Consider the following 26,057-nt stretch of genomic DNA (forward strand, 5'->3'; position numbering starts at 1 on the left):
TGACGCAAGCCCTGGGCGCGGACCTGTTTACGGGTGGCGGTGCGCTCGGCCAATGTCGGGTATGTCAAGAGGAAGGCCGTCCAGGGCGAGCATTCAAGTCAGGACTCTGGACCAGCTTTTCGCCTGTCACTATTTTGCCCAAAGAAATATCCAAGCACTATCAGGAAACTGTTAGCCAGTATTTCCGAGACCGGCACCTTCAAAAACATCGCAACCGTAATGACGGCCGCCAATCCAACTAGGAGCAGCGAGCCCACCAACGTAGCAACCGATTCACGCGCAAGTAGTTGCGTACGAACACTCCACTTGCGCTCAGATATGTGCTGCTTCAGCAGCGCCGCGTTTTTTCTTCTTCGAAACGTTCGGAGATACTCTCGCGGCTCTCACTTGCGAAAGACTTCGATGACTGCTCAAGCGCATCCAGCTCGGCTCGAATCCTTTCCCTATTGCCAGAGTCCGGTATGAGATCTAGCGTCTCGCGAAGCGAATTTATCTGCCTCCTGTTAGTGATCTCCCAGAGGCGCGACGAGATTAGTTCTTTTCTACGGTGGATGTGAGAGACCGCCGTCTTGTAAATCCGTGGCGGGAGTTCCGCTCTGGCGAAATCGAGTTCAGAGTTGACGATACTCAGGAAGTGTTGAAGTTCTTGGATATCTTCACTTCGCGAAATTCTCTGGATCGGCACATTCGCCCGAAGCTCATCTATATATTTTGCTCGGGCTGCGATAGTTTCCGCGTCGTCCCTAATTCCAGGGCTGTTGCAAAGTCTTTTGATCTTGCGTGGGAGCGCTGGTCAGGCAAGGCCGAGGAGGTCCAGTGGTCGGCGGAAGCCGTCGTAGGACATCTCGCGGAGTCCGGCCGCGATGTTCGCGTGGCCGGAGGCTCGCAGTGTGTTGATCGCGAAGCTGCGGAGGGTGGCCATGTTGTCCGGGCCGTGTCCGGTTCGGACCGTGGAGGCGTCCTCGGCGAAGGCGGTGTCTCGGACGAAGTGGAGACGGTTCTCGATGATCCACTGCGAGCGGACGATCTTCGCGATGCGCTCGGGGGAGGCTTCGCGGCTGGCCAGGTCCGTGATGACGTAGACCGTCTCGCGGCTGCGTTTGCCGGTCTTGCGCTGAGTGCGGTGCCGGACGATCTTCGCGACCTGGACCGCGTGGGGGAAGTCGACGCCGAGGTCGGTGATGGTCAGGGCCTGCACGACGCGGGTCTCCAGGCGTCCGTGGGCATCGGTGCGGTCGTAGAACTTCGCACTCGCCTTCTCCCAGGGCAGGGTGGCGAGTTGGCGGTGCAGGTTCTTCTGGTTGCGCTTCACGGTGAAGGCGTAGTGCGCCTTCTTCTCCTCGACGAGGAACCGGGCGTGATCGCGCTGGCAGTGCAGGGCATCCGCGGAGACCGTGACGCCGGTCAGGTCGTAGGGCGCCAGCAAGGCATCAAAGCAGGTGATTTCGTTCGTCTTGCCGGGGACCCGCAGTTGGGTGACGGTCAGGCCGGCGCCGGTGATCGCGGCCAGCAGATGGGCGGCCGGGATCTCGCCGTGGCGCGAGCCGCGGGCGCTCTTGCCATCCACCGCGAGGGTGTCCGCCCCGGCCGGATCGGATCCGAGCAGGTCGGCGAGCCCGCCGGGGCAGGCGGCGTTCAGGACGCGGCGGATGGTCGCCGCACTCGGCGCGATGCGCACGTTCAAGACCGTCGTGGCGCGGGCGCCGAGCCGGGCGAGCGTGTCCTGCGGGGCGCTCGCTGCCCACTGGCCGATCGCGGCGAAGGAACGGGCTCCGGTCAGCACCGCCGAGCAGGCCACCAGCAGCACGCTCACGAACGAGTGACGCTTCCCGCGCCGATGCCGGGGGTCGGCCAAGGTCCGCAGCCGCAGGGCCAGCGGTCCGATCAACCGGTGCTGACGGGTGGGCGACTTGATCAGACAGACGGTGGCAGACTGACGGCACATCGAAGCTCCGGGCGGTGCGGGCGACTTGATCGGTCACCGGCATCAACCGGAGCTTCGTTGCGTACGGACCGGGCCGACCGCGCATCGTCATACCGTCGCGACCTGCGCACTCACGTGATCACCGCCCTCTCTGACACCGTTGGGTGAGACGCCCTGAAATGATCAGATATTGTGGGCGTGCACGACAGGAGCACCCATCCGCATGTCCCGTACCAATTCTTCCGAGCAGGTTCCCGCTCCGCGGCCGAAGCGTCGTCGCTTCTCGGCCGAGTACAAGTTGCGCATCGTCGCCGAGTACGACGCCGCCCCCGCCGGAGACAAGGGCGCGATTCTGCGCCGGGAGAGGCTGTACCACTCCCACGTCATCGAGTGGCGTCAGGCCAGAGACGCCGGCGCGCTGGAGAAGCTGACCGACCACCGCACCAGCCCCACCCGCCCGAAGAAGCACCCCGCCGAGGCCGAGAACGACAAGCTGCGGCGTCAGGTGGAGCGGCTGGAGAAGGAGGTTGCGAAGCGGGATGCCGCGCTGGAGGTGCTGGGAAAAACACACGCGCTCTTGGAAGCACTCTCCAAGAGCGCGGACTGAAGGACGCCCTGGAGCCGCTCCTCCACGAGGCCGTGGAGGAGCTGACCCCGTACCTGGGCATCGTGGCGGCGTGCCGGATCGCCGGACGCTCCCGGGCCACCCATCACCGGCGGCTGAACCCGGCCCCGCCCAGACCCAAGGCGCCGAGGCCCACGCCGGTCAACGCCTTGTCGGACACCGAGCGGCAGGCGGTGCTGGAGCTGATGAACCGGCCCGAGTACGTGGACCTGCCACCCGCGCAGATCTACGCCCGGGAACTGGACGACGGCCGCTATCACTGCTCCGAGCGCACCATGTACCGGATCCTGAAGGAGGCCGGGCAGGACGGTGAACGCCGCCGTCAGGCCACCCACCCGCCCCACACGGTTCCCGAGCTCGTGGCCGACGGCCCCTCGCAGGTATGGAGTTGGGACATCACATGCCTGGCCGGCCCGGCGAAGGGAAACTGGTACCACGGCTACGTCATCCTGGACATCTACTCCCGCTACGCCGTCGGCCACACCGTCGAGGCGGCCGAATCCGCCGCGCGGGCAGAGGAGTTGATCCGTGAGGCGATCGACCGCAACGGGATCGTGCCGCACACCGTGCACGCCGACCGCGGCACCTCCATGACGTCCAAGCAGGTCTCCCAGATGCTCCTCGACCTCGGCGTGACCCGTAGCCACTCCAGGCCCAGGGTCAGCAACGACAACCCGTTCAGCGAGAGCCAGTTCCGCACCACGAAGTACCAGCCGGACTACCCAGAACGCTTCGATTCCCTCGCCCACGCGCGGGAGTGGATGGACGCGTTCATCTCGCACTACAACCACGTGCACAGGCATTCCGGGATCGGCTACCACACCCCCGCCAGCGTCCACTTCGGCACCGCCGAACTCGTCCGCGAGCAGCGGGCGGCCACCCTCACAGCCGCCTTCGAGCAGCATCCCGAACGCTTCAACCGCCGCCCCGCACCACCGACGATTCCCCAGCAGGCATGGATCAACGACCCCGCCAGGCGGCGTGAACCACAGCAACACAATTCATAGCCGCACATACGTTTCATTTGACTTGACAGCTACCGCCGGGACTTTGAAACCGCCCTGTCCCTAATTCTCTGGTTATCGCTGATCTCATAAGCTCCCACGTGCCCCCGCCCTTCAGGTTGAGGTCAGCATCCTAGACGCCGAGGGAGACGCATGGAGGCACGTGTAGCTATTCACGCCTGCCTGATCGCTGCCTCAGCCATCAGCTAGGCGATCCGAGTTCTTCGAGCTACGCATCAGTAGGTGGCCGTGCCCCAACCGTGCCCGATCGAGCGGGCAACCACGGGGAACACCGGGCAGTCACAGCGCGCGGACACGAGAACGGCCCTCGACCGGACAACCAGGTCAGGGGCCGTTCTCACTGCTCATCAAGCGGAGGCGGTGGGATTTGAACCCACGGTGACATCGCTGCCACGACGGTTTTCAAGATCGACACCGGCGCGACAGAACCATTGAGACTCCGCCCCCCGTTCCCGACACGTCGGACCCTTGGGGTAGGCCGCGGATCTGCAGGACCTGCGAGCACCGTCGGGCAACGCCGAAACCCCAGCGCTATCAACGCGTTGGTGGCAAGATCGATGCATGGGTTCACTCTCCGACTGGGTCCCGGCCGCCTTCGGGGCGGTAGCGAGTGTTGGCGCCCTGTACTCAGCCGTCAGAGCATCCCTCGGCTCGTACAAGCGGGATGTTGCCGAGAATCGCCAACGGCTGCAGCGGGAACTTCAGATCTCAGCTGACGGGAGTGTGGCCATTCGTGAGCCACAAGCCAGCGCTGACACGGAGGAACCCGGCGGAACAGGGCAATCGGCCACACACAACACCTACTACAACATCACGGTTGATTCGGCAGCGGCTGCCGAGGATCTGCGCGCCGAGCGAGAAGAACAGACCTTCTCCGTGCTTCTGGCGGACTACTACGCTCACGGGCTGACTCAGGCGCAGCGCAGTTCGATCATGAGTCTCGTGTTCTCTGGCCTTGGTTGCATGATTCTCTTTGTCGGTGTCGCTATGGCCATCTGGCGGTCGGAGACGACCGGCGAGTTGTATGCGGCGATGGTCACGAACGTTACGGGCATCGTCACTGGGACCGTAGGTGTGCTCTTCCACAGACAGGCGCGCGGTGCCATGGACCACCTAGCCAGTCAGACGAAGCTTCTGCGCCAGGACATGAGGTCAGAGCGCGGAACGCGTAACGCCATGCGACTCGTTGAAGCCGTGCTTGATCAAGAGCTGAAGGGTCGGCTGCAAGCAGCCCTGATCTTGAAGTTCACCGATGCCACGCTGCCCGATGTATCAGGCGGATCCGTACAACGAGGCATCCCAGCCCAGCAGCCGAATCCCGAACAGAGCGCCACCTGAACACTCGCCGTGCCACAGTCAAGCCAGATGCAGGGGTCAGCTGCGGTCAGCAAGGGTGGCTAGGGGCAACAGCTGTGCCCGCTAGCTCGACCGACGAAACGGCAGGTCACCGCACCGAGGCCCCACCCTCTCTCCTAATGTGGTGGTGCACGATGGCTGGTGAGACCATCGGGGAGTGACAGACGCTCAACTGCCAGCGCAGTGGACCCTTCGGCGGATCCGTGACGTGTCCGGGGATCAAGAGGCTGTCGTCCTGGACTCTGAACGGACGGTCAAATGGGTGGCTGGCCCCGGAGCCCACGAGGTCCTGCGCCCAGAGATCGTTCTTGGGTTTCACGGTCTGTGCCTCGTGAAGCCCGTCGATGACGAGGACTGGTACATGGGCAGCCTGTACGACGACGGCAGCATCGACTGTTGGGCCGCATACGGTGAGCTGTATGAGGCACTACGCGGCCTCTAGAGTTTGTGCCACGGCCGGCGCGCGAGGCGTCCTGAGTGTCTGACTGCGTGACAGCCACGACGCACAACCGCGAACAACCACGGACGTCAGCGGACCATCAGCGCAGGTGACAGGCAGGGCAGGCGTACAAGGTCAGAGCCACTCAGACCGCCAGACCACCTTCCGTTGTAGGAGCCTCGAGCGGCTACGCTAGGCGCGATTGCCAGGGCAGCGAGCTGCAGGGTGGCGACAGAGCTTGGGGGCAAAGTGCAGCCGGACAGTGACCTGGGCGTTGGTCTCAGCCCGAGGGAGGTTGCCGCCCTCCTGTTGGACAAGATCCGTCAGGGCAACGGCTACGCCCGCGGCAAGAAGAAGCGGTTCAGTCGAAGTGCCGCCGTCACCAAGGTGGCGACGCTCGTACTGTCCGCTGCGTCCACCGTCATCCTGGGCCTGCAGAACCTCAACACCTGGGCTGGTCTGGCCCTGGCGTGTGTAGCGCTGGTGACGCTGCTAGGAGCCGTCGAACCGTTCTTCAACTGGCGCTCCCGGTGGGTTCTGATGGAGGAAGCGCAGTACCGGTTCCAGCGACTTGCCGATGACCTCGAATACCTCGTGGCCTCAACGGCCGCCGACGAGCTCACGTTCGATCATCTGAACGAGATCTTTGGTCAGTATCAGGCGATCTGGGGCGACCTAAGCCGCACATGGCTGGAGCATCGTCGGGAACCCGCGCCGTCGACCAATGCCTAGAGGTGCGCGTATCCACAGGCTGCGGCGCGGTCAGAAACAACACCTGGTGCACGATCGAGATCACCTACTGCGGCCGTGACGTCCAGAGCTCCAGACGCACCACAAGCGCACCAGATACGGCGGATAACAGCGGGGAACTACGGTGACAGCGACGGCCCTAACCGGAGCCGCGAAGCGGCCGTTCGCCCAGTTCAGGGACCGAATCGACGATGTATCCCCTCAGCTTCCCAAGCTGAGGGCACAAGCACCGTCAGGGACGTGCCGGCCGTCGTGGCTGGCTCTGGTCGACGGCGCTGGCAACGCGGTGAAGGCCGGTGGGGGTGCAGCGAGGCATACGCGCGCCTGGTCGGCCAGCGCACCCGCCGTCGTGGCTGACTGTCGTCGGCTGAGGTTCGTGCCACAACCGTGCCAGATGCAGGGGCCAGCCACGGTCAACACCGGTGCTCTGCGGGCGTGTAGCCACTCGCCTCCCCGGCCGACGAAGCCGCAGCTCAAGCCACAGATCACCCAGCCGCTCTCCTAAAGTGGTTGTCCACGCTCATCGAGTCCATACCCGCAGAAACTCTTCGGCCGAGATGGCCTCCAGCGGATCCTGTTCAGGATCGATCGCTTGGTCTGTCAGGCCGCCGTGCTCGTCCTCCAGGTGCTCACAGCTGTACCGGTGGACCTGGCCGGCCGAGGTCAGCTCGGCCTGCTTGATGACGATCAACTCGCCGCGGTCGGGTACGGCCTCGATGTACCAGAGGCCGCCTTCTTCGTCAGCGTGGCGGAAGTGGTGCCGCAGCGTGGCGCTCTCGTCGAGTGCTCGCAGGTACGCCATGATCTCTGCCGCGATTCGCTCCAGGTCAACCACGGGACCATCGTGCCAGCGAACGCGCGCAGTTGGGCCACTCTGACATCCATAAGTGACATCAACGGCGCAGGACGCCAGCACTCCTAGGCGACCTGGCATGGCCAACGTGGCCATGTGGCTCCCCGGCAGGGCCGCGGAGTGATCGAACTTGTAAAGCGAAGGTCGTCGGTTCGAATCCGACAGGGGGCTCTGGAAAACCTGCTCTGACCTGGTGCTTCTCTCAGGTGAGGCGCTCTATTCGGCCTCGGACTCCGCGTCCGGGGCCGTTTGCGTGAGCGGTGCGTGAGCGGATGCGCCACCAGGGCCGGGGTGGGCTGCGGATTCCTCGGCATCCGCCGGCATGTCTTCGGCGCCGGATTCCACGCCGTCGGCGGCCTCTGGCTCGGTCTCGGCCGTTTCGGCATCACCCGTCCGGCGGGCGCGCGGGACCAGGCGTGCGGCGGCCTCGGCGATCGCACGGTCGGCCTCGGGCAGCAGGCTCGTGTACGTGTCCGCCGTGATGGCGATCGAGGAGTGGCCGAGCATCTCCTGGATGTCCTTCAGGTCGGCCCCGGCCGCGTGCGCAAGCGTCGCCGCGCCGTGCCGCAGGTCGTGGAGCCGGATGGGCGGGAGGCCGATCTCCTCGTACAGCTCGATGAAGCGGCGCGTGACGTTGGCGGGGTGGAGCATCTCGCCGTTCTCCTTGGTGAAGACACGGCAGGTCTCCACCCAGGCGCTGCCCCATTCCTCTCGGTCCTTGTCCTGCTGGACGCGGTGGCGCGTGAGGGCTCGGACCGTGTCGGAGTCGAGCGCGATGGTGCGGGCGCCCGCGTCGGTCTTGGGGTCGTCCTCGTACACATCCCAGCCGCTCACGACGAGCTGCTTGGCGACGGTGATGCGGCCGTCGTCGAGGTGCGTGTCGGTCCACCTCTGCCCGCACGCCTCGCCCCGACGCAGCCCGCGGAAGGCGATCAGGTGCCACAGCGCGTACAGGCGGTCCTCCGCGACATGGTCGAGGAAGAGGCCGGTGTGCTCCGGCGTCCAGACCATCACCGGCGAGGGCTTCTCTCTGGTGCGCTTCAAGACGGCAACTCGATCATCGTGATCGTTGCCGCCGAGGAGACGCCGCCCGGATCCGTCTTGTGCCGTCCCACGCGTCCTCGCCGTATCACCGCAGGTCACAGCCCCGCCGGTCAGGACGGCACAACGTAGCAGTGCCGTCCTGACCGGCAAAGAGGTGACGCCAAGAGCAATCGGCCGATCGCCCGCCGTCAGGCCGCCTCCGCGCACGCGGGAAGAGCCCGAACGCCGCCGGTACGGCACATCCACGCCCCTGCCGTACCGGCCCTGACCTGCGCTTGCAACGGCCAAGACGGCCGCCGCCGGCGTCAATGCCCTTGTCGAAGCGGACGACCGGCAGGGTGGGCACACAGCGCTGGAGAGGGCCGCCGTACAGGGGCGCGACAGGGTACTGGAGCTACAGCAGCGCAACGCCGGCGAACGCGTCCGCCGCTCCCTGTACGCACTGGCCGCCGAGTACACCACCATCGCCGCCTGGTCTTGCATCGATGCCCGCAACCTCGACCAGGCGCAGACTTACCTGAACGAATCAGCGACGTACGCCGGCCTCTCCCAGGACGGACCCACCGAAATGCGCGTGTGGGTCAACCTTTCGATCCTCGCGTACCAGCGGCACAACTGGCCGGAGGCGCTGGCAGCTGCACAGGCCGCGCAAGCCTCTCCGGCGGCTCGTCGCGATCCGTTCTTCGACTCCTTGGGCCGAGTCCGCGTGGCCCTCGCCTACGCGGCTCTCGGTGACGGCCGGGCCGGCCTGCGGTCCCTTGGATCGGCCCAGGACACCTTCACCAAGGTCGTCGAGTGCGAACGCCCGCGTTGGACAGCGTTCTACGGCCAAGCCGAACTCGACCACCTCGCCGCCGTCGTGCAGTTCAACAGCCGACGCCATGCTCACTCCGAAGCCATGGCCTACCGAGCACTGGCCAAGATTCCCAGGGCCTTCCGGCGCAACAGGGCACTCGCGACCGCCCAGCTCGCCCTCGCACAACTTCACCAGGGGGAGGCCGAGCAGGCCACAGCCACGGCAGCCAACGTCTTCACGATCATGGACGGCGACCCCATGCCCGGCCGCATGCGCACCCTCATCGGAGACTTCCACCGCGGCCTGTTCACCATGGCCCCCTCTACTTCCTACGCACGAGACTGGGCAGACCGCATGCGAACCGAATGGAGCCGAGCGTGACCGACCTGCGTCACTTCCAGGACGGAGACCTCCCCGAGGGCTTCCGGCAGATGCTCATCGACGTACACGCCGACGCCTACGCAGACCAGATGGACGACCCCTTCCACCAGCGCTTCGCCTGGTTCGTCGACCACTGGACGAGCAGGGAGGGCTTCTCCTGCGTGGTGGCGTACGACGCCGACGAACCGGTCGGCTTCGCGTACGGCGCGCCGCTCGCCTCCGGCCGCGAGTGGTGGCGTTCCACCGGATACGAGCCGAACAACGGCTACACCTCCACCTACGCGGTCTCCGAGGTGATGGTCCGCCCGCGCTGGCGCAAACAGGGCATCTCCGAACGACTCCACGAAGCACTGCTGAAGGAGCGCACGGAAGACCTCGCCGCACTCCTGGTCGACGTCACGCACCCGAAGGTGCAGGCACTCTACGAGTCGTGGGGATATGCCAAGGTGGGCGATCAGCAGCCGTTCGCCGACTCACCGGTGTACGCGGTCATGGTCAAGGACCTCCGCTCCTGAACCCTCCACCGGCGGTGCCAAAGATCGCACAAGCCAAGCGAACATCGGGTCCAGACGTTCTCCGACCCCAAGGACCATGGTGACGAAGCACGAGAGCGAAGATCGTCCGCCTCCGTCATCGAAAGGTCATCAGCCACTTTGTTCTTCTTTAGGGTGGTCAGAACGCCAAATCCGCCCAGGGCATGTGGGTGCATGCCCTGGAAGTAGCCGGGGCCCAGCAGCAGTCGCCGCCTCAGCAGCGGAGCGAAGCACCTGGTCTCCATGACTCCGGCCGCCATCCCCAGCACTGCAGGCTCCCCATGGAGCGTTGAGATGTTCTCCGCCAAGCCACCCGGAACCTGACGGGTTCACGCCATTCTTATCCGTCGCGTTCCAATCCCGCCTGTCTGGCCAGGCAGTTCCCAGGCCGGTCTCGTAGTTCCCCCGTGGGGATTTCAGACAACCCGCAAATCACAGGTTCCTCTGGGGCCTCATCAGCCAAAGATCCCCTAGTCGCATGCTTCACGGCTTGACCACAGGGGGCGCACAGTGCACACACGAGCGCGACGATTCGTCGTCACCGTCCTGGCCATGGCGCTCGTGGCCATCGGGGGCGTGACACCGTCATGGGCCCTGCCGGACAGGCTCGCTGCGTCGCACGCCTCTTCCACTGCGAGGTCGCGGACGGCGGCTGATCTTCCGAAGCCGCCGAAGGCGATGACCTCGGCTGCGCGGCGCGCCCAGGTGGCGAAGGAGCGCCTTCGGCTGTCACCTGCCGGTGCTTTCATGCGTGCACGGCGCCACTCTGCGTCGGACAAGCCTGTACCACGCTCCGCTGAGCGGCCATCACATGCCCCGGCGGTGGTGCCGCGGTCCTCGGCCGCGGTCCCGCCGGATCCCGCCTGGGTCAGTGCCTCTGCTGTGGCGTATCCGGGAACCGTGGACATCGGCGGACATTTGCAGTTCGCGGCCGGTACCAGTGCCGCGAGCTACTCCGAGGTGTTGCTGCTGGTCCGGGACTCCTCGGGTACCACTGTGGTGGCCAGGGAGGTCACCCGAGCCTCTGATGACCCGGCCGGGAAGTCGGATCCGGTCCTTGCGTGGTGCTACGACTGGTGGCCCAACGATGGTGGTCACCCGGAGTTCAAGAACGAGTGCTTCTGGGCCGCGTCGAACGGTGCCGACGGACCGTTGCGGGACGGGCAGCAGTACTTCGCCCAGATTTACCTCCGGAGCACTGACGGGACGTGGAGCGCCAACGGGACCGACTCGCCGTACGTCACCGCTTTCTACACGCCGGACATTCCGGGTTCTCAGGTGGGAATCTGCACCTGTTACGCACAGTCGGACCGCGCGGACCCGGTGAACACCGCCACGGGTACCTACTTCGAGAAGGCCACGGACGCACGTCTGGTGGGCGCAGGTAGGCCGCTGTCGCTCGACCGCTACTACCGTTCGGATTCCACGGACGTGGGCCTGCTGGGACGGGGCTGGTCGACACCGTTCGACTCGAAACTGACGCTCACCTCGAACACTGCCACGCTGCTCACCGCGGACGGTTCTAAGGTCGCCTTCGGGAAACGGAGTGACGGCACGTATGTCGCGCCCGCTGGCACGTTCCTGAAGCTGACCGTGTCCGGAGGCACGTACACCGTCACCGATCAGGACCATTCGGCCAGCGTCTTCGACAGCGGCGGCCGGCTCACCGCGTTACGTGACGCCAGTGGAAACGGTCTGACGCTGACGTACACGTCGGGCCGGCTGGCGTCGGTCACCGATGCCGCGGGCCGCAGCACGGCGTTCACGGTGGGTTCCGACGGCCTGCTGAGCAAGGTGGCCCTGCCGGACGACACCACGGTGGGGTACGGATACACCTCCGGGCAGCTGACCTCGGTCACGGATCCAGCAGGCAAGACGACGACGTACGGGTACGACTCCGCCCAGCACCTGACCACCGTAACGGATCCGACCGGCGCGAAGATCGTCAACACCTACGACGCGAACGGCCGGGTCAACAGCCAGACCGATCCCAACGGCAAGAAGACCACGTTCACCTGGGACGGCAACAGCACCTCGAACACCACCGACGCCGACGGCGGGGTGTGGTCGGACCAGTACGCAGGCAATGTGCTGATGGCGAGCATCGACCCGTATGGCAACGAAGTCTCGTACGACTACGACAAGTCGCTGCACCCGGTGGACATCACCGACCGGCTAGGCAACACCACCACGATGACGTACGACAGCGCCGGGAACATGCTCACCCGCACCGCGCCGTCGTCCGTTGGCAACAAGGAGAGCTGGACGTACGACGCGAAGGGCAACGTCGCCACCCACACCGACGGCCGCGGCGACACCACGGGGTACACGTACAACTCCACCGGCCAGGTCGCCACCGCCACCGACCCGGCGGGCGGAAAGGTGAGCTACACCTACACCTCGCTCGGCGCGCTCGCCTCAGTCACCACACCGCGCGGCAAGGTCACGTCCTACGGCTACGACGCGGCCGGGAACCGGACGTCGGTCACCACGCCGCTGGGTGAGAAGACGACGTTCACCTATGACCCCTCGGGACGCATCCTCACCAAGACCGACCCCCGCGGCAACGTCAGCGGGGCGGATGCGGCCGCGTACACCACCACGTATGCCTACGACCCGCGCGGACTGCTGTCGTCCATGACCGACCCGCTCGGCAACGTCACCAGCTACGGCTACAACGCAGCCGGGCAGCTGACCTCGGTCAAGGACGCCCAGGGACACACGACCAGCTATACCTACGACCCGGCTGGGAACGTCCTGACCAGCACCGACCCCGCGGGGAAGGTCACCACCAACACCTACGACGCGGCCGGTCACCTCACCTCACCTCGGTGACCGACCCGCTCGGCGACACCACGACCTACACGTACGACAAGAACGGGCAACTGCTCAGCACGGTCTCCCCGCGAGGCAACGTCTCCGGCGCCGACAAAGCTGCCTACACCACGAGTTACGCCTACGACGCGGACGGCAACCGGACGAAGGTCACCGACCCGAGCGGGGCCGTCACCACCACCGCGTACGACGCACTGAACCGGGTGGTGTCGGTGACCGACCCGCTGGGCCATGTCACCAAGACCACCTACGACGGCAACGACAACGTCGCCACCACCACCGACCCGCTGGGCAAGGTGACGACGTACGCCTACGACAAGGCCGGCCGGCCCACGTCGGTGAAGGACCCGTTGGGGAAGGTCACGACCTACGGCTACGACGCGGACGGCAACCGCACCAGCGTCACATCGCCGCTGGGGTACACCACTTCGTCGACGTTCGACGCGGACGGGCGGATGCTGACGCAGGTCGACCCGCGGGGCAACGTCAGCGGGGCCACGGCGTCGCAGTACACGACGACCTACAGCTACGACCCGGCCGGCAACCAGACGACCGTCACCGACCCGCTGGGCCACAAGACCGTGACCGCCTACGACGCGATGAACTACGTCACGTCGGTGACCGATCCACTCGGTCGGGTCACGAAGACGGGCTACGACGAACTGGGCCGGATCTTGAAGGTGACCGGACCCGACGGGGCCGCGACCACCTACTCGTACGACGTCACCGGCACACTCGCCACGCGCAAGGATCCGGGCGGGCACACCACGGCGTACGGTTACGACGACGCTGGCCGGCGGACGTCCGTCACCGACCCGCTGGGCCGCAAGCAGGCGTTCGGCTATGACGCGGACGGCAACGCCACCACTGCCACCGATGCCCGCGGCATCACCGCCACCACGGCGTTCGACGGGCGCGGACTGGCCACGGGGACGACGTACAGCGACAGCACCCCGGCGACCGGCTACACCTACTTCGCCGACGGCCGGCCGCAGACCGTCACCGACGGAAAGGGCAAGCGGACCTTCGGCTACGACGCGGACGGCCGGCTGACATCGGTGGCGCCGAGCGCCGGCAAGGGCGCCTTCGCCTACACCTACGACGCCGACGGCCGGATCACCTCCCGCGCCCAGGACTACACCGCCGGCGCCGCACTCGACTGGTCGGGCGCAGCGCAGACGGCATCGGCGGACCTGAACGGCGACGGAATCACCGACGTGATCCGCACCGACGCCAAGGACGGCATCCGCACCTATCTCGGCCGCCCCGATGGCACGTTCACCGCGCGTGCGACCCTGACCGGCAGCGGGACCGGCTTCAACCAGATCCTGCCCGCCGAGTTCACCGGCGACGGCAAGACCGACCTCCTGGCCATCGACAAGTCCACCGGTCACCTGTACCGGTACAACGGCGACGGGTCCGGCGGCTTCGCCGCAGCCGCCGACCTCGGCGCCGGGTGGGGTGCGATGACCCTGACCGCCGGTGACTTCAACGGCGACGGCAAGCCGGACGTGCTGGCCATCAGCTCCACCGCCAACGAGATGTACCTCTATCCGGGCAGGGGCGACGGCACCTTCGGCACCCGCACGGACATCGGCAGCGGCTGGGCCACCTACCGGCTGACCCCCGGCGACTACACCGGCGACGGCAAGACCGACGTCCTCGCCATCAACTCCGCCGACGGGCACCTGTATCTCTATCCGGGCAAGGGCGACGGCGCCTTCGGCAGCCGCACTGACCTCGGCGCCGGGTGGGGCAGCATGTACCTCACCCCCGGCGACTTCAACGGCGACGGGAAAACCGACTTCCTCGCCCGCGACACCGCCCACAACAAGCTGCGCTTCTACCCCGCCAACGGCACCGGCGGCTTCGGCACCTACATCCTCCAGACCGACGACTGGACGTCCTACCGTACGCCCGCCACGGGCACGTTCGACGCCGGCAAGACCCTGGACATCGTCGCTCCCGACACCTCGGGGCATCTGCGGCGGTGGAGCGGCGATGGCGCGGGCCACCTCACCGGGGCGGCGACCGCCACCGCCCCGGCCTCGGGGCAGAAGACCACCTACGGCTACGACGACTCCCGCCAGACCTCCCAGACTGGCCCCGCGGGAACCGTCAACTACGCCTACGACCCAGCCGGCAACCTCACCACCACCACACTGCCCACCGCCAACGGCTACACCGAAAAGCGCGGCTACGACAACGCAGGCCGACTCACCTCCATCGGCAGCACCAAGGGCCTGACCACCCTGGCCAACTGGCAGCTCACCCTCGACGACGCCGGACAGCCCACCCAGGTCGATGTCACCCGGCTCGGCAAACCCACCAGCCACCAGTACTACACCTACGACGACGCCGGACGACTGCTCACCGACTGCACCTCCGCCACCGCCGGCACCCAATGCCCCGACGCCTCGGCCGCCACCACGTACACCTACGACGGCGTCGGCAACCGCCTCACCTCCACCACCGCCGGCACCACCACCACGTACACCTACGACGCGGCCGACCAGCTGACCACCGCCACCACCGGCACCACCACCAGCACCTACAGCTACGACAAGGACGGCAACCAGACCGGCGACGGCACCAACACCTACGCCTACGACGCCACCAACCACCTCACCTCACTGACCACCCCCAGCGCCACCTACACCTACGGCTACGACGCCGACGGCAACCGCACCACCGCCTCGAAGACCGGCACGGGCCTGCTGCGCACCACCGTCTGGGACCCCAACAACGCCCTCCCGCAGGCAGCCGCCGACTACACCGGCAACGGCACCCTCACCGCCACCTACCAGTACAACCCGCTGGAGCAGATCCAGTCCCAGACCCTGCCCAGCGGAGACGCGTACTTCCAGCACCACGACCAACTGGGTTCCGCCACCGACCTCACCGACGCCACCGGCAGCCTTCAGTCCAGCTGGACTTACACCGCCTACGGCCAATCCACCCAGACCAACACCGCCACCAGCCCGCCAGCCAACCCCTTCACGTACACCGGCCAGTACACCGAACCCACCACCAAGGCCGCCGGCTACAACCTCCGCGCCCGCAACTACGACCCCACCACCGGCCGCTTCACCACCACCGACCCCATCCAGCCGCAGCAGGCCGATCCCTACACCTCGGCGTACAGCTACACGGGTGACCGGCCGACCTACGCCGTCGACCTCTCGGGCCAGAGCTGGCGGGATCCGATCACCAGCCGCCTCAAAGCCATCGGCAGAGGCCTGAAGGAAGGCGCCGAACTCCCCTTCACCTTCATCGGCGACCTCGGCGACGCCATCTCCGGCCGCAACGGCGGCGCGGGCGCCTTCTTCGACAAGTACTTCCCCGTCCGCCCCGCCTACCGCCTCTACCGCGCCGCTGAAATGCTGCGCCAGCAAGGGTGCGACCAACTCGCCGACCAGTACGACGCGGCCGGCGACCAGCTCACCCAGCAGATCCTCCTCGTCGGCATCGGCGGACTCACCGGCTGGGAAAAGGACGCGGTCGAGGCAGGCGCAGCCCAACCCAAGAGGTTCGGCCCCGGCGCAGCCCATGGCGACGACCCGGCTCTTGGGGGGAAAGATCCCTATATCCCGCGTGGGTTCGGGGGTTCTTCGCAGTATGAGGAGTTCGTGCACGAGCTATACGATGGATTGAATGAAGCAGGGTTCGGGGACGCCCAAGCGGCATTCCAGGGTAGTTCAGTGACAGGGGCTCGCTACCGCACAGGCGAACCGTTTGACGACGAGAGTGATTACGATATTGCCCTTGCTGGCGAGAGCTTGCTTGAAAAGGCGAAAAAGGCGGGCGTTGGCCTCCGTTCCGGAGGTAGTCGCACCGGGCCGCTGCGGCCCGAGGATCTTCGCAAAATGCGCCTGGATGGACTCGCCAGTCAACTCTCGAATACTGCGGGCCGTAAAGTCGCCTTCATGATCTACGGATCGATTGACGCGGCGGTCGAACGGGGGCCAAGTATCATTGCGAAAAAATGATGCGAGAGGTCGCACGTGATGCAGAGGTTCTACTTATTCGGCTACCGTGGCAGTGAGCTCCCCGAAGTTGAGGCGGCTTTGTCTGGAGTGCTGGGTGGTGACTTTAGGCACCGCAACAGTTCCTACAAGGGGGGAGATTACCTATTGTTCAGTAGTGCCGAAGTCCAGGAAGTCACAGTGGAAAGAAACTGGATAGACGACGAGGGTTACTTGGCAGAGCCAGACTTTCCGGAGTGGCAGGTTCTCGTGTACGTCACGAACCCTGATAATCGTACGTTGGCCGCTCTCCAGGATGTGGCTATCCTGAGCCAACTGCGACTCACCGAGTTGGACTAGCCGATACACGCTGGGTGGCTCTCACCTATTTTGAGTCACCCAGCGTGCATTGGAACGCAGCGCCTCTCTTCAGGAGTTGGGGTGGATGCCGCCGAGGCACATCACCCAGCGTGGTTCTGTCGCGGACGGAGGAATCGTCTACGGCTGGGGCACCGACGACAGTGCGACGGGTCATGTCCTCCTCCGGGAAGACGCCGAAGCAGTCCGTCCCTGCACGTCGAACGCCGTGCCGATCGGCGACATGCTAGCGCGCAGGGGCTCGGGGACCGTTCGATAGAGCGGTCAGCTTCGAAGGTGGAGCAGAGCTCCTCGCGGCAATTGTTCTCCTGGCGGAATTGTCTTGGTTTCAAGAGAAGGTCACCGGCAGGGATATAGTGCGTGAAGTAAAAGCCTGGCTCGATATCGCTCCGCAACTTGAACTCGGAGACGATGTGGAAGAGTTGCCGGCCAGCCGGCGGAGAAGGAAGGCCCACGGCCTGTGACCTGGGAAGGGCGCAGACGGCAACAGATGCCCATCGCAGGGCTGACGGTCGAGCCCTGCTGGTGGCGTGCCCTGCGTGGAGCCAGGGAGCGCGGCGTCCGGAGCCCCGCGCCCGGTGCATCGATGAACGTGGCCACGACGCCGGAGCGGACTTCGCAGTCGGCCCGACAGTCCCGCCGTGTGCGTGGACTGCTGCCATTCGCGCCGTGTCGGCAGCCGCCTTCGGTACTCGAAGAGAACTCTGCTCTCCCACGTCTTGAAGCTTGCCGACGCCGCCGGTGACATCCCCTTCATGCGTGAGCGATGCGTGAGCGGACCGCCCGGCACGAGGCGTCATGAGGCGGATGGAGCAGGCCGCCGCGTGGCGCTGATCAGGCGAAACAGCACCACGCGGCAGCTTCGAGCACCACCTGGCAAGGATTCGATCCCACTTGTAAAGCGAAGGTCGTCGGTTCGAATCCGACAGGGGGCTCCGAGAAGTAGCAGGCCAAGGCCCCGGAAATCTCAGGTCAGGGAGGGTTCGGGGCCTCTTCCTCGTTCGGCGTCTCCTGCTCTGGCTACAGGCTGGCTACACCCCCACTGCTAGAGCCGATCTCCCAAATAACCCCTAAATGATCTTGCTGTTTCGGCAGGTCACGGCCACGGCCGACATACCGAACGACCCCGGTCCTCCCATGAGGGGAACGGGGGCCGTCGTGTGCCGGGGCACCGCCAAGAGGGGGGCACCGTCCTGGTGGCCCGGCACGTCTGAGGCCGACGCAGAGCGGCTACGTCGACTGCATCACCTGTCTAACAAAGCAGGTCGCGGCAGGTAATCACCCGTTCGGGTGAACGGGTGTTCGATTCGGAGTCATGCCCTCAGCCTCACGGCGTATGCCAGTGCTGGATTGGTCAGCGGTTCGTGGCGGCGCACGGACGCGTGCAATCAATTGGGAAGCATGCTGCCCCGTTTCCGTAGGTGACTGCGTGCGGAGCGTCACCGTAGGGCCGCGGGCAAGAGAGAAGGGGGACAGTTCGTCCCCCTGTCCCAGACTGTCCCCCTTGTTCAGCCGGTGCTCACGCCCACCATCTCGGCGAGCCGGCCGGCCTCTTGCCGCATCGACCTGGGGGCGCCACGCCACAGTTCGGCGGCCACAGTGCGGGCAGACGGGGTGTAGGCGACGGTTTCCGCACCGATGCGGTGCGCCATCTGCATGACGTGCAGGGCGGCCGTGGTGTCGCCGCGCTGGAGGTGGCCGCGAGCGACTTCGACCCACAGGCGGGCCCGCCGCTCACGAGAGGGCATCGTGTCCGGGTCCAAGTCGGCTGCCAGGCCGAGGGCCTTCTGCGCTCGCTGCAGGTCGGTTGCGACGGACACGGCATGGAAATCCACGTTGGCCCTCCCGAACACGGTGCAGGGGTGCACGTAGTTGGCAGGGAGGTTCTTGGCGACCTGGTCGCCGCGGTCCCAGTAGCGCCAGGCGTCGCCGTCGCGTCCCTCGCGGGCGACGGTGACGGCCGCGTGGAGCTGCAGGGCGCCGTAGATGCCGCGCCAGTCGTCCGGCGCGCCGTCGAGGTGCGGCCGGATCAGGTCGGCGGCCTCGGTGACGACGCGCAGCGCATCCTCTGGATATGAGGTCTCGCGCAGGATGTTGCCCAAGTTCCAGGCTGCGGCAGCTTTCGCGGCCGGCTGGTCGGCGGCCTGCGCGGCGGACAGGGCACGGTCGGCGACTACCCATGCCATCTCGGCGGGGGCGACGTAGGCGGTGGCTTGCCCGGTGAGCCGGTAGACGTCGGAAAGGGCGACCAGTGCGGCGCGGCGCTGCTCGCCGTCGAGGGCGCGCACGGCAGTCTCGGCGTCCCGGATCAGGTCCGGGAGTAGCGCGCCGACCTCGGTGCGGTTGTGTTCCGAGGTGTGCCACAGGTGCCACGTCTGGTCCACCCGGCCCTGCAGGATCGCGGGATCAGCCGGTGATGGTGTGCTGCTGGTGAGGCTGCGTTGCATGACGGTAGCTCAGATTGCGGGCATGGCCGGGTGGGCGAGGCGGCCGAGCGGGACACTCGCCGCGGGCCCGCTGTCCCGGCCGGTGAGCGCTGCCAGGTCGTGCACCTGGAGGGCGGCGGCGAGGCGCAGCAGCAACGTGTGCGACCGCAGCTCCCGTTCGCCGGACTCGATCTTCTTCAGCCAGTCGGTGCCGCGTCCGCAGAGCTGGGCCAGGGAGGCCCGGGACATGCCGCGGGACTCCCGCAGTACGCGGATACGCTCGCCGGTGCTGAGGTCTGCTGACAGGTCCACGCGTGCCCCCTCGGGTACCGGTGCCGGTGGGGTCAGGGTACGGCTGCCGTCAATGCCCCGGGAACAGCAAAGAACGCCCCCTGTACGGCCGACATGGGCCGTACAGGGGGCGTTGTGTCAGGTGAGGATGTGGACGAGGAACCAGGCGGCGAACGCGCACCAGGCCACGCCGAAGGTGATAGCGCCGGTTGGCGGCGGCGAAGTTCTCCAGCGACCGGGGCAGTGAACGCCTCTTGCGCCGGTTGATGCCGCGGATGTCGCGCTCACGCATCACGCGGGCAACGCGCTTGCGGTTCACCTGTCGGCCCAAATGGCGCAGTTCGGCGTGGACGCGCGGGACACCGTAGGTGTGGTGGGAGGCGATGTGCAGCACGGCGGCCCTTCGAGCGCGGGCACCTGAAGATGCTCAGCAACCAGTCGCTCCCCGGCAGACCACTCCTGCGCTTGGCCCACCGGCACCTCCTCAAAGCCCATGATGGACGGGATCCCCTCAGCCAGTACGCCGACAGCAGAGACGTCGTCAGCCCCATGCTTGTGCCCCATCCGGTCTATCGGCATCGGCGGCCGCTCGATCCTCAACAGCCTCGGACCCGTTGGAGTAGCCGAGCGAAACATCTTTTCACCCAATCAGGGTTATTGGGTGCCGGCGTCGGCCTTGTGCAGCATCTGGGTCAACAGCAGTGCGCCTCCGGTCACTGCCCCCAGCCCTCCCGCGGCCAGGAAACCGCGAGAGGAACGCCAGGACAGCACGGACCACCGCGACTGCGCGGAAAACAACGATCCTGTGCTCAGCCACGAGCCGGTTGAGATCAGCGACAGAGCAGAACCAATCGAGCCGACCGACAGGGCACTTCCGATCGAGCCGACTGACACAGCAGAACCGACAGAACCCACGGAAAGGACCGATCCTACTGAGCCGATCGACAGCACGGAGTTCTGTGACCACAACGACAACACCGAACCAGAGGGGGGACGACAGATCGACCGTACGGACAGCTTTGTCATGAGCCCATTTTGCCCGGTGGTCGTTCTGTCTCGGGAGGCTATGGACGGATATATCGGGTCTCAGGGTGAGAGCCTTCCGCCATCTGGCTCGCTGCGTGGTCGGGATGGACGAGCTGAGAGCACCGATCGCCTCATCACACCAGGGGAGGAGTGAAATAACCTCCCCCAACGCCACCGTCTCAGTCCTCTGCCTCGTTCAACCCCGGTCACGCCGTTCAGAGGGTGCTCCCTGCCAGGGCGGTTTCAAAGTCCCGGTGATCACGTGAGTGCGCAGGTCGCGACGGTATGACGATGCGCGGTCGGCCCGGTCCGTACGCAACGAAGCTCCGGTTGATGCCGGTGACCGATCAAGTCGCCCGCACCGCCCGGAGCTTCGATGTGCCGTCAGTCTGCCACCGTCTGTCTGATCAAGTCGCCCACCCGTCAGCACCGGTTGATCGGACCGCTGGCCCTGCGGCTGCGGACCTTGGCCGACCCCCGGCATCGGCGCGGGAAGCGTCACTCGTTCGTGAGCGTGCTGCTGGTGGCCTGCTCGGCGGTGCTGACCGGAGCCCGTTCCTTCGCCGCGATCGGCCAGTGGGCAGCGAGCGCCCCGCAGGACACGCTCGCCCGGCTCGGCGCCCGCGCCACGACGGTCTTGAACGTGCGCATCGCGCCGAGTGCGGCGACCATCCGCCGCGTCCTGAACGCCGCCTGCCCCGGCGGGCTCGCCGACCTGCTCGGATCCGATCCGGCCGGGGCGGACACCCTCGCGGTGGATGGCAAGAGCGCCCGCGGCTCGCGCCACGGCGAGATCCCGGCCGCCCATCTGCTGGCCGCGATCACCGGCGCCGGCCTGACCGTCACCCAACTGCGGGTCCCCGGCAAGACGAACGAAATCACCTGCTTTGATGCCTTGCTGGCGCCCTACGACCTGACCGGCGTCACGGTCTCCGCGGATGCCCTGCACTGCCAGCGCGATCACGCCCGGTTCCTCGTCGAGGAGAAGAAGGCGCACTACGCCTTCACCGTGAAGCGCAACCAGAAGAACCTGCACCGCCAACTCGCCACCCTGCCCTGGGAGAAGGCGAGTGCGAAGTTCTACGACCGCACCGATGCCCACGGACGCCTGGAGACCCGCGTCGTGCAGGCCCTGACCATCACCGACCTCGGCGTCGACTTCCCCCACGCGGTCCAGGTCGCGAAGATCGTCCGGCACCGCACTCAGCGCAAGACCGGCAAACGCAGCCGCGAGACGGTCTACGTCATCACGGACCTGGCCAGCCGCGAAGCCTCCCCCGAGCGCATCGCGAAGATCGTCCGTTCGCAGTGGATCATCGAGAACCGTCTCCACTTCGTCCGAGACACCGCCTTCGCCGAGGACGCCTCCACGGTCCGAACCGGACACGGCCCGGACAACATGGCCACCCTCCGCAGCTTCGCGATCAACACACTGCGAGCCTCCGGCCACGCGAACATCGCGGCCGGACTCCGCGAGATGTCCTACGACGGCTTCCGCCGACCACTGGACCTCCTCGGCCTTGCCTGACCAGCGCTCTCACGCAAGATCAAAAGACTTTGCAACAGCCCTGTGCTCCCTGCCCGAGATGTGCGGCAACGGCCTCCGCACGTCGCGGGCTCACTGAGAGGGACGCGTTGCACGCCTGGCACCTGAAGACGGTGGCCAAGGTCCACCCCCGCGTTCATCCCCTCCAGCGCTCATAGGCTGTCGCTTCCGGTCGATCACCAACCCGCATGTGAGGACAGCGAGCTGTAACGCGGCCACAGACCTGCACCACAAGCCCACCGGATCGAGCGGGGAATAAACGTCAACGCCCGCCACGGCGATGTCCTGGCCGCCGACCGACGCTGTTGCGGCCTCCGGAGCGCAAAGGGAAGGAATCCACTCCAGACCCCGACTCCGCGTCCGTCCAAACATCGATCAGGGACCAGAAAGAGACCATCCTCGGCCGCGCCGGAGTGGCTCCTTCGACGAGTTTTCCAGCGGTTCTGCGGGGCGGACGTGGTCTGATGCGGCACTAGCTAGAAGACTGCTGAAAATCTCGGGTTCTGGCCCCGGCTCGGTGGAGTCGGGGCCAGTCTTGTAGGCATGCAGGGGGAATGGGCCGGAGAGATGGTCGGGCCGGATGTGTGGGAGACCTGCCGGGAGTTGATCCCGGCAGGGAGTGTGTTCGCGTTCCTCGCCGAGCATCGCGAGGTGCTGTTCCCGCCAGGAATGTTCACCGACATGTACCCCTCGTCCAACGGCCGTCCGAGTCTGCCGCCGCAGGTCCTGGCCGTGACGGTGGTGCTGCAGAGCCTGCACGGGCTGTCGGACTTCGAGACAGTCCAGGAGTTGCGGTGTGACCTGCGGTGGAAGGCCGCCTGCGGGCTCGGCCTGTACGACACCGCTTTCGACCCGTCGCTGCTGACGTACTTCCGGCGCCGGCTGCGTCACTCGGCCGACCCGACGCGGATCTTCACCAAGGTCAAAGAGGTCGTGGCCGGGACCGGCGTGCTCAAGGGCAAGCAGCGGCGGGCACTGGACTCCACCGTCCTCGATGACGCGGTGGCCACCCAGGACACCGTCACCCAGATCATCTCCGCCGCCCGACGGGTGATCCGTGAGGTCCCCGGCGCGCAGGAGACCGCGGAGCAGTGGTGCACGGCACACGACTACACCCCTCTCTGACACCGTTGGGTGAGACGCCCTGAAATGATCAGATATTGTGGGCGTGCACGACAGGAGCACCCATCCGCATGTCCCGTACCAATTCTTCCGAGCAGGTTCCCGCTCCGCGGCCGAAGCGTCGTCGCTTCTCGGCCGAGTACAAGTTGCGCATCGTCGCCGAGTACGACGCCGCCCCCGCCGGAGACAAGGGCGCGATTCTGCGCCGGGAGAGGCTGTACCACTCCCACGTCATCGAGTGGCGTCAGGCCAGAGACGCCGGCGCGCTGGAGAAGCTGACCGACCACCGCACCAGCCCCACCCGCCCGAAGAAGCACCCCGCCGAGGCCGAGAACGACAAGCTGCGGCGTCAGGTGGAGCGGCTGGAGAAGGAGGTTGCGAAGCGGGATGCCGCGCTGGAGGTGCTGGGAAAAACACACGCGCTCTTGGAAGCACTCTCCAAGAGCGCGGACTGAAGGACGCCCTGGAGCCGCTCCTCCACGAGGCCGTGGAGGAGCTGACCCCGTACCTGGGCATCGTGGCGGCGTGCCGGATCGCCGGACGCTCCCGGGCCACCCATCACCGGCGGCTGAACCCGGCCCCGCCCAGACCCAAGGCGCCGAGGCCCACGCCGGTCAACGCCTTGTCGGACACCGAGCGGCAGGCGGTACTGGAGCTGATGAACCGGCCCGAGTACGTGGACCTGCCACCCGCGCAGATCTACGCCCGGGAACTGGACGACGGCCGCTATCACTGCTCCGAGCGCACCATGTACCGGATCCTGAAGGAGGCCGGGCAGGACGGTGAACGCCGCCGTCAGGCCACCCACCCGCCCCACACGGTTCCCGAGCTCGTGGCCGACGGCCCCTCGCAGGTATGGAGTTGGGACATCACGTGCCTGGCCGGCCCGGCGAAGGGAATCTGGTACCACGGCTACGTCATCCTGGACATCTACTCCCGCTACGCCGTCGGCCACACCGTCGAGGCGGCCGAATCCGCCGCGCGGGCCGAGGAGTTGATCCGTGAGGCGATCGACCGCAACGGGATCGTGCCGCACACCGTGCACGCCGACCGCGGCACCTCCATGACGTCCAAGCAGGTCTCCCAGATGCTCCTCGACCTCGGCGTGACCCGTAGCCACTCCAGGCCCAGGGTCAGCAACGACAACCCGTTCAGCGAGAGCCAGTTCCGCACCACGAAGTACCAGCCGGACTACCCAGAACGCTTCGATTCCCTCGCCCACGCGCGGGAGTGGATGGACGCGTTCATCTCGCACTACAACCACGTGCACAGGCATTCCGGGATCGGCTACCACACCCCCGCCAGCGTCCACTTCGGCACCGCCGAACTCGTCCGCGAGCAGCGGGCGGCCACCCTCACAGCCGCCTTCGAGCAGCATCCCGAACGCTTCAACCGCCGCCCCGCACCACCGACGATTCCCCAGCAGGCATGGATCAACGACCCCGCCAGGCGGCGTGAACCACAGCAACACAACTCATAGCCGCACATACGTTTCATTTGACTTGACAGCTACCGCACCGACCCCGGCAAGCCGAGGATCGCCTGGGACGACGAGGCCGCCCGCGCCGCGCTGGTCGACGCGCTGGTCACCGACGCCCTCAACCTGCTCGGTCACCTGCCCGAACAGGAACTGGGCGAGAGGGCGGCGAACGCGGTGGGCCTGCTGGCCCTGGTCGCGGGCCAGGACGTGGAGCCGGCCGAGGACTCCGACGGACGCGACGGACGCTGGCGCATCGCCCAGCGCACGGTCGCGGACCGGACCGTGTCCACCGTCGATGCGGACGCGCGGCACATCCACAAAAACCGAACCCGCCACCAGGACGGCTTCAAAGGGCATGCGTCCTTCGAGCCGGAGACCGGGCTGTTCACCGCGGTTGCCCTCACCAGCGGCTACGGCCCCGACAACCACGAGGCCGCCGTCGCCTGCGATCTGCTGGCCGACGAGGACGAGGGCCAGGAGTTAACCGTGCTCGGCGACTCCGCATACGGCACCGGCGACCTGCGCGCACACCTGCAGGCCGACGGCCACACCCTGGTGATCAAGCCGCCGCCGCTGCGGCAGGCCATCCCCGGCGGCTTCACCATCGACGACTTCCACGTCGACTCGGCGGCCGGCACCGCGACCTGCCCGGCCGGACACACCGCCAACCTCGGACAGGTCAAAGCGGACGGTGCTCGCACCGCCCAGTTCAAGCGCATGTGCACCGACTGCCCCCTGCGCGGACGCTGCACCACCTCCAAGACCGGGCGCACCCTCAACGTCCACCCCCAGCACGAACTGCTCACCGCAGCCCGCCACCAGGCTGCCACCGACCCCGTCTGGCAGGACGAATACCGCAGATGGCGGCCCCCAGTCGAACGTGCCATCGCCTGGCTGGTCGCCAAGGGAAACCGCCGGGTCCCCTACCGCGGCGTCATCGCCAACAACGTCTGGCTCCACCACCGCGCCGCCGCCCTCAACCTCCGCCGACTGATCAACCTCGGACTCACCAGGGCCAACGGCAGCTGGCACCTCACCCCGGCCACCGCATAAGCAAGAAGTGAACCGCCCCGGGTTCGGTAGAGATCTCAGATCGTGGTGATGACCTGGGGTTTTTTGAGTTCGGTGTAGTAGTTGGCTTCGTATTCGACGGGCGGGATGTGCCCTATCTCACCGTGGAGTCGGTAAGGTCGGCCCGGGGCGCGGTACTGGCCTTTCGACCAGCCCGTTTCCCCGGACCGCCTTCCGAACCCGCCGTGCGC

General features: G+C 66.5%; 18 protein-coding genes and 2 pseudogenes. 13 read left to right on the plus strand and 7 right to left on the minus strand.

Annotation, left to right across the window (positions count from 1 at the left end; all coding sequences use genetic code 11):
- Positions 1 to 793: 793 nt before the first annotated feature.
- Entirely contained in the window at positions 794 to 1,945 is a 1,152-nt protein-coding gene (locus tag LK06_RS18000) for an ISAs1 family transposase (RefSeq protein WP_234367286.1), read from the minus strand.
- A 202-nt stretch (positions 1,946 to 2,147) separates the two neighbouring features.
- Here LK06_RS18000 and LK06_RS35305 point away from each other — a divergent pair, with 202 nt between their 5' ends.
- The 4 genes from LK06_RS35305 (at position 2,148) to LK06_RS18020 (ending at position 6,101) form a co-directional block, all read left to right on the plus strand.
- Positions 2,148 to 2,531, plus strand: coding sequence for a transposase (locus tag LK06_RS35305; RefSeq protein ID WP_043404360.1), 384 nt, complete (start codon positions 2,148 to 2,150; stop codon positions 2,529 to 2,531).
- A gap of 32 nt (positions 2,532 to 2,563) precedes the next feature.
- The gene (locus LK06_RS18005; RefSeq protein WP_411572771.1) at positions 2,564 to 3,556 is read left to right on the plus strand and encodes an IS3 family transposase; all 993 of its coding nucleotides are present in this window, start codon (positions 2,564 to 2,566) and stop codon (positions 3,554 to 3,556) included.
- A 579-nt stretch (positions 3,557 to 4,135) separates the two neighbouring features.
- Positions 4,136 to 4,912, plus strand: coding sequence for a TRADD-N-associated membrane domain-containing protein (locus LK06_RS33245; RefSeq protein ID WP_159025310.1), 777 nt, complete (start codon positions 4,136 to 4,138; stop codon positions 4,910 to 4,912).
- Positions 4,913 to 5,678: 766 nt separating this feature from the next.
- Positions 5,679 to 6,101 (plus strand): DUF4231 domain-containing protein, encoded by a 423-nt coding sequence (locus LK06_RS18020; RefSeq protein ID WP_245081014.1) that lies wholly within the window; start codon positions 5,679 to 5,681, stop codon positions 6,099 to 6,101.
- A 538-nt stretch (positions 6,102 to 6,639) separates the two neighbouring features.
- On the opposite strand, the gene LK06_RS18025 is transcribed toward LK06_RS18020, so the two are convergent.
- On the minus strand, positions 6,640 to 6,954 hold the full coding sequence (locus tag LK06_RS18025) for a hypothetical protein (RefSeq protein ID WP_039654761.1): 315 nt from the start codon (positions 6,952 to 6,954) through the stop codon (positions 6,640 to 6,642).
- A gap of 234 nt (positions 6,955 to 7,188) precedes the next feature.
- Entirely contained in the window at positions 7,189 to 8,016 is an 828-nt protein-coding gene (locus tag LK06_RS18030) for a site-specific integrase (RefSeq protein ID WP_374208188.1), read from the minus strand.
- Between the two features lie 295 nt (positions 8,017 to 8,311).
- Between LK06_RS18030 and LK06_RS18035 the strand changes: the two are divergent.
- The 4 genes and pseudogenes from LK06_RS18035 to LK06_RS18050 form a co-directional block, all read left to right on the plus strand.
- A pseudogene (locus LK06_RS18035) lies at positions 8,312 to 9,193 on the plus strand (NsdA family TPR-like regulatory protein); the annotation flags it as partial.
- On the plus strand, positions 9,178 to 9,708 hold the full coding sequence (locus tag LK06_RS18040) for a GNAT family N-acetyltransferase (RefSeq protein ID WP_043405000.1): 531 nt from the start codon (positions 9,178 to 9,180) through the stop codon (positions 9,706 to 9,708). The pseudogene LK06_RS18035 and the gene LK06_RS18040, both read left to right, overlap by 16 nt.
- A 918-nt stretch (positions 9,709 to 10,626) precedes the next feature.
- Entirely contained in the window at positions 10,627 to 12,561 is a 1,935-nt protein-coding gene (locus LK06_RS18045) for a DUF6531 domain-containing protein (RefSeq protein WP_234367443.1), read from the plus strand.
- A complete protein-coding gene (locus tag LK06_RS18050; protein WP_052318994.1) occupies positions 12,558 to 16,550 on the plus strand; it encodes an FG-GAP-like repeat-containing protein in 3,993 nt (1,330 codons plus the stop codon). Before LK06_RS18045 ends, LK06_RS18050 begins: the two co-directional genes overlap by 4 nt.
- Before the next feature lie 1,862 nt (positions 16,551 to 18,412).
- On the opposite strand, the gene LK06_RS18060 is transcribed toward LK06_RS18050, so the two are convergent.
- The 4 genes from LK06_RS18060 to LK06_RS34430 all read right to left on the minus strand — a co-directional run bounded on the left by LK06_RS18060 (position 18,413) and on the right by LK06_RS34430 (position 20,647).
- Positions 18,413 to 19,351, minus strand: a complete 939-nt coding sequence (locus LK06_RS18060) for an XRE family transcriptional regulator (RefSeq protein ID WP_234367444.1) — start codon at positions 19,349 to 19,351, stop codon at positions 18,413 to 18,415.
- A gap of 9 nt (positions 19,352 to 19,360) precedes the next feature.
- Positions 19,361 to 19,642 carry a helix-turn-helix domain-containing protein gene (locus tag LK06_RS34425; RefSeq protein ID WP_234367445.1) on the minus strand — a complete coding sequence of 94 codons (282 nt, stop codon included), beginning with the start codon at positions 19,640 to 19,642 and terminating at the stop codon, positions 19,361 to 19,363.
- A gap of 49 nt (positions 19,643 to 19,691) precedes the next feature.
- Positions 19,692 to 20,015 carry an IS3 family transposase gene (locus tag LK06_RS34890; protein ID WP_078858989.1) on the minus strand — a complete coding sequence of 108 codons (324 nt, stop codon included), beginning with the start codon at positions 20,013 to 20,015 and terminating at the stop codon, positions 19,692 to 19,694.
- A 260-nt stretch (positions 20,016 to 20,275) separates the two neighbouring features.
- Entirely contained in the window at positions 20,276 to 20,647 is a 372-nt protein-coding gene (locus tag LK06_RS34430) for a hypothetical protein (RefSeq protein ID WP_043404991.1), read from the minus strand.
- 376 nt (positions 20,648 to 21,023) lie between these two features.
- Here LK06_RS34430 and LK06_RS18075 point away from each other — a divergent pair, with 376 nt between their 5' ends.
- The 5 genes and pseudogenes from LK06_RS18075 to LK06_RS18090 form a co-directional block, all read left to right on the plus strand.
- Positions 21,024 to 22,175, plus strand: coding sequence for an ISAs1 family transposase (locus LK06_RS18075; protein WP_234367286.1), 1,152 nt, complete (start codon positions 21,024 to 21,026; stop codon positions 22,173 to 22,175).
- Positions 22,176 to 22,736: 561 nt separating this feature from the next.
- Entirely contained in the window at positions 22,737 to 23,318 is a 582-nt protein-coding gene (locus tag LK06_RS18080; protein ID WP_411572776.1) for a transposase, read from the plus strand.
- 68 nt (positions 23,319 to 23,386) lie between these two features.
- Positions 23,387 to 23,770 carry a transposase gene (locus LK06_RS35310; RefSeq protein WP_043404360.1) on the plus strand — a complete coding sequence of 128 codons (384 nt, stop codon included), beginning with the start codon at positions 23,387 to 23,389 and terminating at the stop codon, positions 23,768 to 23,770.
- Between the two features lie 32 nt (positions 23,771 to 23,802).
- A complete protein-coding gene (locus LK06_RS18085; protein WP_411572777.1) occupies positions 23,803 to 24,795 on the plus strand; it encodes an IS3 family transposase in 993 nt (330 codons plus the stop codon).
- Positions 24,796 to 24,834: 39 nt separating this feature from the next.
- Positions 24,835 to 25,848, plus strand: a pseudogene (locus LK06_RS18090) (transposase); the annotation flags it as partial.
- Between the last annotated feature and the right edge of the window lie 209 nt (positions 25,849 to 26,057).

The sequence above is a fragment of the Streptomyces pluripotens genome, from assembly GCF_000802245.2.
GTDB lineage: Bacteria > Actinomycetota > Actinomycetes > Streptomycetales > Streptomycetaceae > Streptomyces > Streptomyces pluripotens.

Bases quoted from the DNA above. Each gene is read 5' to 3' on its own strand.
- LK06_RS18000 (WP_234367286.1), bottom strand. From the start codon at position 1,945: ATGTGCCGTCAGTCTGCCACCGTCTGTCTGATCAAGTCGCCCACCCGT.
- LK06_RS18060 (WP_234367444.1), bottom strand. From the start codon at position 19,351: ATGCAACGCAGCCTCACCAGCAGCACACCATCACCGGCTGATCCCGCG.
- LK06_RS35310 (WP_043404360.1), top strand. From the start codon at position 23,387: ATGTCCCGTACCAATTCTTCCGAGCAGGTTCCCGCTCCGCGGCCGAAG.
- LK06_RS18075 (WP_234367286.1), top strand. From the start codon at position 21,024: ATGTGCCGTCAGTCTGCCACCGTCTGTCTGATCAAGTCGCCCACCCGT.
- LK06_RS18080 (WP_411572776.1), top strand. From the start codon at position 22,737: ATGCAGGGGGAATGGGCCGGAGAGATGGTCGGGCCGGATGTGTGGGAG.
- LK06_RS34430 (WP_043404991.1), bottom strand. From the start codon at position 20,647: ATGACAAAGCTGTCCGTACGGTCGATCTGTCGTCCCCCCTCTGGTTCG.
- LK06_RS33245 (WP_159025310.1), top strand. From the start codon at position 4,136: ATGGGTTCACTCTCCGACTGGGTCCCGGCCGCCTTCGGGGCGGTAGCG.
- LK06_RS35305 (WP_043404360.1), top strand. From the start codon at position 2,148: ATGTCCCGTACCAATTCTTCCGAGCAGGTTCCCGCTCCGCGGCCGAAG.
- LK06_RS18040 (WP_043405000.1), top strand. From the start codon at position 9,178: ATGGAGCCGAGCGTGACCGACCTGCGTCACTTCCAGGACGGAGACCTC.